This window comes from Sphingobium limneticum, assembly GCF_008710165.1.
GTDB classification, from domain to species: domain Bacteria; phylum Pseudomonadota; class Alphaproteobacteria; order Sphingomonadales; family Sphingomonadaceae; genus Sphingobium; species Sphingobium limneticum.
Window position 1 is genome coordinate 90262 of the sequence record NZ_VYQA01000019.1, and the last position, 10003, is coordinate 100264.

Genomic DNA, 10003 nt, shown 5'->3' on the forward strand with positions numbered 1-10003 from the left:
GCGTCCTCTCTCCGCCGCGGGCGTTGGCCGATGCGCAAAGGAACAAGCTTTTGGGCGCGATGCTTGATCGGGCCGTCGACCATCCGATCTTTGCAGGGCGCTGGCTATCCAAGCATGGAGGTCCCGCCGCCGACGAATGTCTGCACGGCCCTGTTGAGGTTTGACGCCGCGCCGGTCGAATGGAGGGTACCTTGGGATCGGCTGTGGGAGGAGCCGTTCTGACCAGAGTCGGCTTACAGGTTATCCATCGGCCTGCTCATGAAAATTAGGCTACCAGTGACATCCATCTACAATCCCAAACTTGAGGGTTGGATCATGAAGTTGTTGGTCCACCGACACTAGCGCGAAGGCGGCGTCGAACCTATGATCCCAGAGGATGTGCGAATTTTGCAGCGTCAACTACGTCGGGGGGCAGTTTTGAAGGCGATTTTCGTTCACGTGTCCGATATTCACTTCGGCCAGGAGAAGGATGGCGGGAGTTCTGCGTCGAACGACGAGGCGAAGCGTTGCCTGATTGTGGACGCCGGAGCTGAGGTGAAGAAGCTCGGTGGCAAGACCGCGGGCGTCATAGTCACCGGAGACATCGCCTATTCTGCCCAGGAAGATCAGTATGCCTCGGCTGGGCAGTGGCTTGCGCAGCTGACCGATGCGATCGGCTGCGAGAGGACCGACGTCCAGATGGTCCCGGGCAACCACGACATTGACCGGGACGTGATCACCAACACGTTGGAGACGGTCCTGTTCGCGTTCCATGCGGGCGGGGAATACTGGCTTGATCGCCATCTCGACCACCCTGAGGATTGCAAGACGCTTTATAGGAGGTTCGACGCCTACAAGGGGTTCGCTCTGGACTACAGGTCCGACCTCGATCTGAATGGTGGTGTGTCGAAGAGCGCGAAACTCGATCTCGCCAAGGGTCGGGCGATCCGTTTTGTCCGCCTCAACTCCGCGATCGCCTGTTCCAAGAAGGACGACAAGGGCAAGCTGATATTCGGTGCCCGGCAGCGCATCTACGCGGAGGAGGATGGAGTTGAACTCGTAGTCCTGTCGCACCACCCCCTGAGCTGGTTCCAGGATTCCGAGAAGGCTCGTGGCTTTCTGCGCGGACGCGCCCGTGTTTTCATATCAGGCCATGAGCATTTTCCAAACCTAGATGTCCAAAAGGTCGAGGAGGGTCGCGACCTCATGATGCTCGCCGCAGGTGCAACGGCTCCGGACGAAGTCGGCGATGCATTCACTTACAAATACAACATCTTGGCGTTCGAGTGGGATGAAGCGCAGGACGCCTTGGCCGTAACCATCAACCCTCGCACCTGGGACGAGGGGATGGCGCGCTTCAAGCGCGATGACGATTTCATGGAGGGGCATAACGAACGGCAGATCCTCGCCTCCCCGAACTTCAGGAAGTCGCCCACTGCCGGAGCGGCGCTCGTCGATGCGGATCTTGCCACGGCTGAACTGGTGGAGGAGCCCTCGTCTCCCTGTCATGACGCGGACGCCGAGCAGCACGCTGCTGAAGGCGACGGATTACCTGTCGCAGCGGAGGACAACATTGTCGACGATCAGGAGATCGAACCAGTCGAACCCATCGATCCCATCGTTGCGGAACCTGAACCCACGCAAGACACACGGGATCTGCAGATCAGGTTCTTCCAGGTGCTGAATGACGCTGAACGGCGGGAAGCGTTTGTCGCCTTCGGCATCATTCGCAACGCCAGGGGACGAATGGATCACGAGACGGAAAGGCGGCTGTTCCGCAGGGCAGTCAAACAGGGCAAGGCCGGAGAGATCGAGCGGATGCTCGTTGCGGCGGAGAATGAAGGCAATGGGGAGACCGCATGAGCAAGATGGCCAAATACGCTTCGATCATATGGGCCGAGCCGACCAACGATGACGTTCAGGCACGAAATGGTGCCGTGGACGCCCTGAAGTCGGATCTGTCGAAACTGACCACCAGGCAGGCCGTCGAGGCGGCCTCCACCATTGCCCAGGGCTTCGGTGGTGCAGAGTTGAGCGAGCTTCTCGCGCCCAAGGCAGAGAAGGCGATCAGTGACCGGAGCGCCGCATTCGTCCTGAAGGGCAGCGAACAGCAGGCGGTGATCTGCCTGGCGGTCGCCGCGCTTGCATTGGTTCAGGAACCGGTCAGGAGCGGCGACGGCTGGACCGCGATAGATGCGCTGGCTGCCTCGCTCTGGTCTGCGCTCACGTTCCAGAATCAGCTCGAGCATGCCAATATGGAAGCGCTACGCAAAGACGTGCTCGAGGCCTGCAGGTCGCGCGTGCACGCTGTCGCGAAGGCCGCCCGGCTGCGCCAGGATGTCCCGGATGTCGGGACGCTCACCATAGCCGAGAACGATGCCGGCGGCTCGCGCGCTAATGCCGCTTACAAGAAAGCCACGGCTCCGGTCATCAAGGCGCTGAAAGAGAATCAGGATCTCGATCGCGAGGAGCTGGACTTCCTCTGGTGGGTTCTGAGCGAGTACAGCGAACTGCTCGGTGGCCCGCTCACTGGAGTGACGCCCCTCTGCCGCGCCATCGCGTCGGGGCTGGAAGGTGCCACGCTCCTGCGGCGGCTGCCAGCCGACGGATTCCGGCACGCCGTCCTGAGGACAGTCGAGTCGACCGATGTCGTTTCCTTGGCGGCTCTCCTAACGGCGCTTGCAGCGGAGCGGACGGCGCTGGGGAAGCATCATGAGGGCACATGGCCTGTCACCCTTCCTGCCGTCTTCCCGTTGATCGCCACTCTGGCATCGGGTGATGCCGCGAGCGCCTGCGAGATCGAACTCGATGCGAGGGATTGGGGCTCCAGGGCACTGCTCGAAGCGTCCATCATAGCGATGGAAGGCCGTCAGGCCGGAGCCGCGTGATGCGCGGCCCGTGTCAGAACTCCAGTTGCACCTTCAGTGCCACCAACACTTGCGTCCTTGGCAATCCGCCTGAGGATTGCGAGAATCGACCCCTCATCGACGGCGACGATGATGACGATGTCGCCGAGGACGAACCCGGCACTGAGGAAGCCGAGGAAGAAACCCCCGTGGCGGACGCCGCACGGGGATCTGGAGTCGTCGGAATGCCGGTGCTCACCGCGCCCGACGACGGAATGCGCAGTCTGCCTGCGAGCCGCACATTGGGCATCGCCCAGGTTAACGCCATCATGGAGAACAGGCCGGCGTGTCTGGTCGGGATCGTAGGTCTCGCTGGCGCGGGCAAGACCGCCGCGCTGGTCAGCGCATACCTTCTCCTTTCAAACGGCGTCTTCGAAGGCTTCTCCTATGCCGACAGCGACACGCTTCGCGCGTTCGAGGAGATCTCGCGCGCCAGCCGGATATGGCAGAAGGGCAATCCGCCGGAGCAGATCACTGTCCACACCACCCTATCGAACGATCGGGAGGCGGGCTTTCTTCACCTTAGGCTCCGTCGCGATGCCGATGATCGCATATTCGACATGCTACTTCCCGACCTTCCGGGGGAATGGTCGCGCGCGCTGATCGACCGCAACGACGCCGACCGGTTAGAATTCCTGAAGTCGTCGAGCGTCATCTGGATGATGGTGGATGGCCGGCAGTTTGCGAATGCCGCCCGCGTCACGCGTGCTCGATACAGGGCGAAGCTGCTGATCGAACGGCTGGCCGACTTGCTGGATGGCAGCCGCCCGCGACTGATGATCGTGCCGACGTGGCAGGACAAGATCGCGTTTCCGCAGGCGGAGGCCGACACCCTGCGCGAATGCGGCAGGAGTTTCGGCTTCGAGGTCGATCTGGCCCCGATAGCCTCATTCTCGTGGGATGAGGACATGGAGCCAGGGCATGGTGTGGCGGACCTTTTCAGTAGGACGTTGACGGCTGGGCCGCCACCGCCCGACTTCTGGCCGGTCACCGACCGCAGCGCTGACGATCGCAAGCTCGCTTCATACCGGAGGGACGCATGAACAAGGGTTCCATAATCCTGGTGGGCGGACCGGCCTCTGGAAAGACAAACTACATCGCCCGGCTGTGGTTGGCCTTCGCGGCCAAGAAGGGCAGGCTGCGCGCGCCCCAACTGCCCGGGAACATCGAGTATGTGAACCAGGCGGTCGCCCATCTTCAGGAACGCAAATTCGCCCCTAGAAGCGATAAGAACATGGAGGAGAGCGGAAGACGCGACTTCACCATCACCGTGCGTGGGGATGAAGGCGCCGGGCCACCCCGCGATCTGACCGTGCCTGACATCACCGGCGAGCTCTGGTCCAGGGCGATCAAGTCCTATGAATTGCCGCAGGATTGGATGGACGCCCTTCAGGCATCCTCGTCGGCCATCTTGTTCATCGGCGCACACTCCAAGTTCAACCATCAGCCCATGAACTGGGTCACTGCGCGCGACCTCCTCCAAGGGCACGAAGAGGAGGACGATGACGATCTCGACGAGGACGACGACGACTACGGCGATGACGAGGATGAGGACGGCGAACCGATCGCGAGCCCTACTCCACCCGTGGGGGGCGAGGTGGCCGGGACCGACGAAGTCGAGACGATCGTCGTCAACCTGCCCGATGCTGCGTCCTCAGTTGAAGCTGATGGGGGAGACGATCTGCCGGATGTGGCGCAAAAGCGCGATGTCCTGCCTGCGCAGGTGGGCTTCTGCGAACTCGTCCGCTATCTCTCCCTGCTGCTGTCCGACCGTGCCGATGGCGGGAAGCCGCGGGTGGCGATTGTCATAACCGCATGGGATATGCTCGATCTGAAGGCGAAGAAGGCCGGCCCCATGAAGTATCTCGAGGACCAGTTCCCCATGTTCGCGGGAAGGATAAGGACGCCCGGCCGACTCGACATAGACGTGTTCGGCATGTCCATCGTCGGCGGGAACCTTCGAGGAACACCGAACAAGGCCTTCAGGGAATCGTTGAAGGGACGCGATCTCGCTGATGTCGGCTATACTGCGGTCATGCGCGAGGGCGTGATGGTCGAGGATGGAGATGTCACGCTGCCACTCGCCTGGGCCCTCGGCAACTGAGGCGGCAGTGATCATCGAGCAGCAACTTCACGGATATCGGCAAGGACATGAACTTCTGTCCGGCACCATCCGGCTGCCTCCGCGAGATCAGGATCTGGTTGACCGCCTGTCGGATCTGGCGGGCCCGCTCGCGCCGGGAGAGAAGTTCGCGCCTTATCTGACCTGCTACCCCTTGCCGAGCGGAACGCATTACGTGCTCGCCAGGACCTGGCAGGATCGGGAGGCTCCGCGCGCCGGATGTGTCCGGACGCGGTCGCTCATCATTCCCATGGTGGAGTGGATGTCCGACGTGGACCCGTGGACCCTGTCAGCGGTGGTCACCGACGTCGGGCCGACTGCTCCCTGCAAAAGGTTGTCGGTCGAAGCGCCGAAAGGCCGTCCGCTTCCTCCGGTGGACGGCGCCGGCATCGAACTGCTGGAAGCGCTCTTTCTTGAGGATTCCTCGGCGGTGGCAGTCTTCGGTGCCAGTTCTCCCGACCTCATAGCACTGCGTATCCTCACGGCCATTTGGCCTTCGATGAGGCGCCGCTACACCATCTCGACCTTCTGCAATTCGCCTCGAACCATAGCGAAGAAGAGCTTCGATCTCGTCTTCGCGCCGATCGATGCCCGTCCTAACTTTTCCGATTGGAAGGGGCGGCGCATCGACGGCAGCAGGTCGGGCTCTGCACGCCATCCGTGGGCGTCAAGGATCGTGGAAGCGGTATTCCGAGCACCCCATCCTTCACTGTCCGAACTTGATGTGTTTGGAGAGATGGCCGGCGACGAGGAGGGAAGCGTTCAGTCCCTGCGCCTTTCGATGCTGTGGGAGGAGCTTTCCCGCAAGGTCGATGTCGAGCCCCATGCGGCACTCGGCCTACTTGATATCGCCAACACGCGATCCTCAAGGCGGGCGGATCTCGTCGCTGGACTGACACCGGCATTCGCGCGCGCGGCACAGGCGGCGGTCGCGAATTTCCCGCCCGCCGAAGCCTGGCGATTCCTGCAGGTGCTGATCTCCAAGTTGGGCAATACCCGCTGGCGACTGTCATTGGCCCGGTCGATCCGGTCGCTCACGGCCTCCTTCGCTGCCCAGCATCCACGCGATGCAGTCGTCGCGATCCCCTCGTTGCTTGAGGAGGAAGGAGGCGACTTCCTTCTGAGCGGCATCGCACAGGGTCTCTCCGATGCGGTACCGTTCGAGCCGGTCGCGCACATGCTGGCGGAGCTCGCCGGACGGAATCTTCTGAGGACCGTGCTGGCGGCGCCGGAACTCATACCCATGACGCTTGGCGTGGAATCCGGCATCGAGCAGCCTCTGCTGCATAGTATGGCCGATGCATCGGCAGATGAGCGGTCGCAGGCGCATCGGCGAATGCTGCCCCACCTCGTGGTCGATAAACATGTGGATCTGCTGAGCGATTGTCTCTCCGAACCAACCGCACAGCAGGTCGTCTCCGAAGTCGAGCATCTTCTCCAGGCGAATGGGCTTCAGCAGCCAATGCTCAACGGCGTAATCGTGCAGGTGGCACGCAGGGTCGGCGCCTCGCGCGACATTCTCGATGTAGTCGTCCGGGCCAAAAACTCTGACATCGTCTACACGATGCTGAAGGATCTGATCCAGCCGACGCCAACTGACGTCGATTGGATCCTCGACACATTCAAGGATGCGGACCCACGTCGTGCGACCCTGCTGATCGACACACTCCAAGAAGCGTCGCGGGATGAGTTGCAGAGCATCTTCGGCCGAGCCGGTCACCTGCGGCGTGTCACGGCCGTCATCCGTTCGGATGCGCGTTCCACCGAACTGCTGGCCCGCATCGCCGAATCCGTGCCCATGCCTGCCGGCGATCTCCTGCCGCTCGTGATCGAAATCCTCCCGGACCTGGCCGGTCGGCGGGGCAGCGTCCTCGCAGCCAAGTGTCTGTATGAAGCGCTCGTTCAGGGTTCAGACCCATCATATGACAAGCAGCTCGCCACCCTGATCGATAGGACGGGCACGGAGGTGGATGCTCAGCGTGCAATCCGAGTGGGGATTGCCGCCGATCTGGCCACGCCCATCGTGAGCCGAAATCTCGTGCTATTTGATGCCGCTGCTCCTGTCACCCGGAAGCGTTTCATCAACGAACTCGAGGCGCTGACGGACATGGTGATGGCTCGCCGCACCTTGGACATCACATACCAGGCTGCGGAGGCTGCTTCGCGAATGCTTTGGGATTCCGCTTCCGTCAACAAAAGGGGCTACGTTCGTGCTTCGGCCCGCCTTCTGCCCTATGTCATGGAGCAGCACGGGCCTTCTGCTTCCGCGCTGCTGGTGGCCGTCTTCCCACCTGTCTATCGGGAGCTTCAGCAAGAGAGCCTGCCGGAATTCCTGTCATTCGTTTTTATGTTTCTCGATTGGGATCGCTGCAAGATAGCTCGCAGGGGGCTGGCGCAGGCCGCCTTGCATTCCCGATGGCGGCCCCGAGATGTGGCGTTTGCCGCCGCAAGGGCGGGAGATGCGGAACGCATCCTCCGAACTATTGCCAAGAGGGATGGAGGCATGTCCTTCCTCACGTCGGTGAGCAACGACATCACGTCCATTCCCGAGCCGGCGAAAAAGCAGGTGTGGAGAGCGATCAAGCAAATCAGGTCCGACAGTAGCCTCCGTGGGAAACTTCCGTTCGACGTCTAGGTTGGTGCCCGGATCGAGCGGTGACACTTCCAGCGCTGAGATGGAGGCTTCGGCTTTCACGCCGTACTACGATTCGTCGATGTTTCGATGCGCCACCGTTTAGTAGCAGCCAGCTAGGCTTCATCGTACTCATCCGGCAGCGGCGGTCGCCTGCAATCCACATAACCGAGCGATAGCTCTTCGGATGATCTCTCGATAAGCTCAACAGCCGAGAATGGAGCAAATAGCTGACCGGCCGGTTTGCGCAACCTGAACGGCGGATTGCGGCATGACCGGACATTCATATCGCTGCGCAGAAAGGGCGAGATTTGGTCGACTCCCGCCGGATTGGCAGGAGACAGACTTCACCCGAGAAACGAGTATTTTGTGACGAGAAGCGAACGAAGGCCATCGGCAGCTCGCTGCTAGCTTATCGATTCCGGCATGGCAGATCCCCTGTTCAGTGCCGGGCGCAATTCCAGCGACAGCATAAAAGCGCGCTGCAATTTTGATATCTTCCTCAGATTGGCAAGCATGGTCAAATCTGTAGACTAACCCCAAAGCTCATCTCTGGAGATTCCGAATGCCCCGCGTAGCGCTTTATGCCCGCTATTCCGACGATAAGCAGAGCCCTGCATCGATCAACGATCAGTTTTTGATATGCCGTGAGCAGGCGGCGCGCGAAGGCTGGCGGATTGTCGCCAATTATAAAGATGCCGCGATCTCCGGCGCAAGCGTCATACTCCGTCCAGGCATCCAGTCACTTTTGCACGATGCGCAGATGGGGCGCTTCGACATTCTGCTGGCCGAGGCGTTGGATCGGGTGTCACGCGACCAGGCCGACGTCGCCACGCTCTACAAGAATCTCCAGTTCGCCGGCGTGAAGATCGTCACCCTGGCCGAGGGCGAAGTTTCCGAATTGCACGTCGGCCTCAAGGGCACGATGAACGCGCTGTTCCTCAAGGATCTTGCGAAGAAGACCCATCGCGGTCTGCGCGGCCGCGTCGAGAAGGGCAAATCCGGGGGCGGGCTTTGCTTTGGCTATGACGTCGTGCGGCGCTTCTCCAGCGAAGGCGAACCGGTCCACGGCGAGCGGAGTATCAATGCCGCCGAAGCTGAAGTCATTCGCCAGGTTTTCCGACAGTTCGCCAACGGGCTCAGCCCCCACGCAATCGCCTGCCGTCTGAATGACTCCCGGATTTCAGCCCCAACGGGCAAGCTGTGGACATCGACCACGATCCGCGGCCACGTCAAGCGCGGCACGGGCCTCCTCAACAATGAGCTTTATATCGGCAAACTCGTCTGGAACCGGCTGCGCTATTTGAAGAACCCGCAAACTGGCAAGCGCGTCTCTCGTATCAATCCCAAATCCGAATGGATTGTGACCGAGGTTCCTGACCTGCGGATCGTGGATGAAGAACTCTGGCAGGCTGTGAAGGCAAGGCAGGAGAATATCGCGATCCAATATGCCGATGTCATCGAGGCAACCCGCTCCGCACATACAGCTCTTAATCGCACGCATCGCCCCAAAAGTCTCCTTTCCGGCCTGGTCTACTGCGGCTGCTGCGGCGGTCCTTATTCCCTTCGCGGGCAGGGGCGGTTTGCCTGTTCGAACCATGTTGATACGAAAAGCTGCTCGAACGGGCATAGCATCACGCGCGACAAGCTGGAAGCGCGCGTCCTTGATGGCCTGCGCGATCGCATGATGACCCCCGATATCGCAGCAGAGGCCATTCGGACCTTTGTCGAGGAGAGCAACCGCATCAACCATCAGCGCCGTGCGTCAGAAAGTGCTGATCGAACCGACCTGCAGAAAGTCCTCAAATCGATCAAGGGGGTCGTCAAGCTGGCGGAAGAAGGCAAAGGCACACGCACGCTTGTCGATCATCTGCTGGAGCTGGAAGCGCAGGAGGATGCGATCCGCGCCCGGCTCGCTGCGGCCCCGGCTGACGTGCCGGACATCCACCCCAACATCTCTGAGATTTATCGGCGCAAAGTCGAGCGACTGACTCACGCACTATCGCAGCCGGAAGAGCGCCAGGAAGCCGCCGATGCGTTGCGGGCGCTGATCGAGCGGATCGAGCTTACGCCCGGCGCGAAGCGCGGTGAGGTCAACGCCATGCTCTACGGCGAGTTTGGCAGGATCCTGGAGTGGATCGAACAGCGTCGATTGGCCGAGAACGCACAAAGCCCCGGCGCTTTGGCGTCGGGGCTTTGTGGAATGTCGGTATCGGTGGTTGCGGGAGTAGGATTTGAACCTACGACCTTCAGGTTATGAGCCTGACGAGCTACCGGGCTGCTCCATCCCGCGTCACCAATGGGAAAAGGGCGGGTCTTTCGACGCCGCCCTTTTACAAGACTTATGAATGGGTTTTTGTATCC

At 61.1% G+C, this 10003-nt stretch carries 7 protein-coding genes, 1 tRNA gene and 1 pseudogene; 6 read left to right on the forward strand and 3 right to left on the reverse strand.

Annotation, left to right across the window (positions count from 1 at the left end; all coding sequences use genetic code 11):
* Window positions 1–417: 417 nt before the first annotated feature.
* From F4U95_RS20365 to F4U95_RS25190, 6 genes and pseudogenes are all read left to right on the forward strand, one after another.
* Window positions 418–1842 (forward strand): metallophosphoesterase, encoded by a 1425-nt coding sequence (locus tag F4U95_RS20365; RefSeq protein ID WP_161600420.1) that lies wholly within the window; start codon window positions 418–420, stop codon window positions 1840–1842.
* Window positions 1839–2867, forward strand: coding sequence for a GTPase-associated system all-helical protein GASH (locus tag F4U95_RS20370; protein ID WP_120252683.1), 1029 nt, complete (start codon window positions 1839–1841; stop codon window positions 2865–2867). The genes F4U95_RS20365 and F4U95_RS20370 overlap by 4 nt, the downstream gene beginning before the upstream one ends.
* The gene (locus F4U95_RS20375) at window positions 2867–3928 is read left to right on the forward strand and encodes a TRAFAC clade GTPase domain-containing protein (RefSeq protein ID WP_120252682.1); all 1062 of its coding nucleotides are present in this window, start codon (window positions 2867–2869) and stop codon (window positions 3926–3928) included. The genes F4U95_RS20370 and F4U95_RS20375 overlap by 1 nt, the downstream gene beginning before the upstream one ends.
* Window positions 3925–4989, forward strand: coding sequence for a TRAFAC clade GTPase domain-containing protein (locus F4U95_RS20380; RefSeq protein WP_120252681.1), 1065 nt, complete (start codon window positions 3925–3927; stop codon window positions 4987–4989). The genes F4U95_RS20375 and F4U95_RS20380 overlap by 4 nt, the downstream gene beginning before the upstream one ends.
* 7 nt (window positions 4990–4996) lie before the next feature.
* Window positions 4997–7642 carry a GAP1-N1 domain-containing protein gene (locus tag F4U95_RS20385; RefSeq protein ID WP_145986279.1) on the forward strand — a complete coding sequence of 882 codons (2646 nt, stop codon included), beginning with the start codon at window positions 4997–4999 and terminating at the stop codon, window positions 7640–7642.
* Between the two features lie 562 nt (window positions 7643–8204).
* Window positions 8205–9257: pseudogene (locus F4U95_RS25190) on the forward strand (recombinase family protein); the annotation flags it as partial.
* Window positions 9258–9404: 147 nt separating this feature from the next.
* On the opposite strand, the gene F4U95_RS25195 reads toward F4U95_RS25190, so the two are convergent.
* From F4U95_RS25195 to F4U95_RS20395, 3 genes are all read right to left on the reverse strand, one after another.
* Window positions 9405–9635, reverse strand: coding sequence for a hypothetical protein (locus tag F4U95_RS25195; RefSeq protein WP_232016531.1), 231 nt, complete (start codon window positions 9633–9635; stop codon window positions 9405–9407).
* Window positions 9636–9638: 3 nt separating this feature from the next.
* Complete coding sequence (locus F4U95_RS25200; RefSeq protein ID WP_232016530.1) at window positions 9639–9809, reverse strand: hypothetical protein; 171 nt, start codon at window positions 9807–9809, stop codon at window positions 9639–9641.
* A 46-nt stretch (window positions 9810–9855) separates the two neighbouring features.
* Window positions 9856–9932, reverse strand: a tRNA-Met gene (locus F4U95_RS20395).
* Window positions 9933–10003: the final 71 nt, after the last annotated feature.

Bases quoted from the DNA above. Each gene is read 5' to 3' on its own strand.
- F4U95_RS20370 (WP_120252683.1), top strand. From the start codon at position 1,839: ATGAGCAAGATGGCCAAATACGCTTCGATCATATGGGCCGAGCCGACC.
- F4U95_RS20375 (WP_120252682.1), top strand. From the start codon at position 2,867: ATGCGCGGCCCGTGTCAGAACTCCAGTTGCACCTTCAGTGCCACCAAC.
- F4U95_RS20380 (WP_120252681.1), top strand. From the start codon at position 3,925: ATGAACAAGGGTTCCATAATCCTGGTGGGCGGACCGGCCTCTGGAAAG.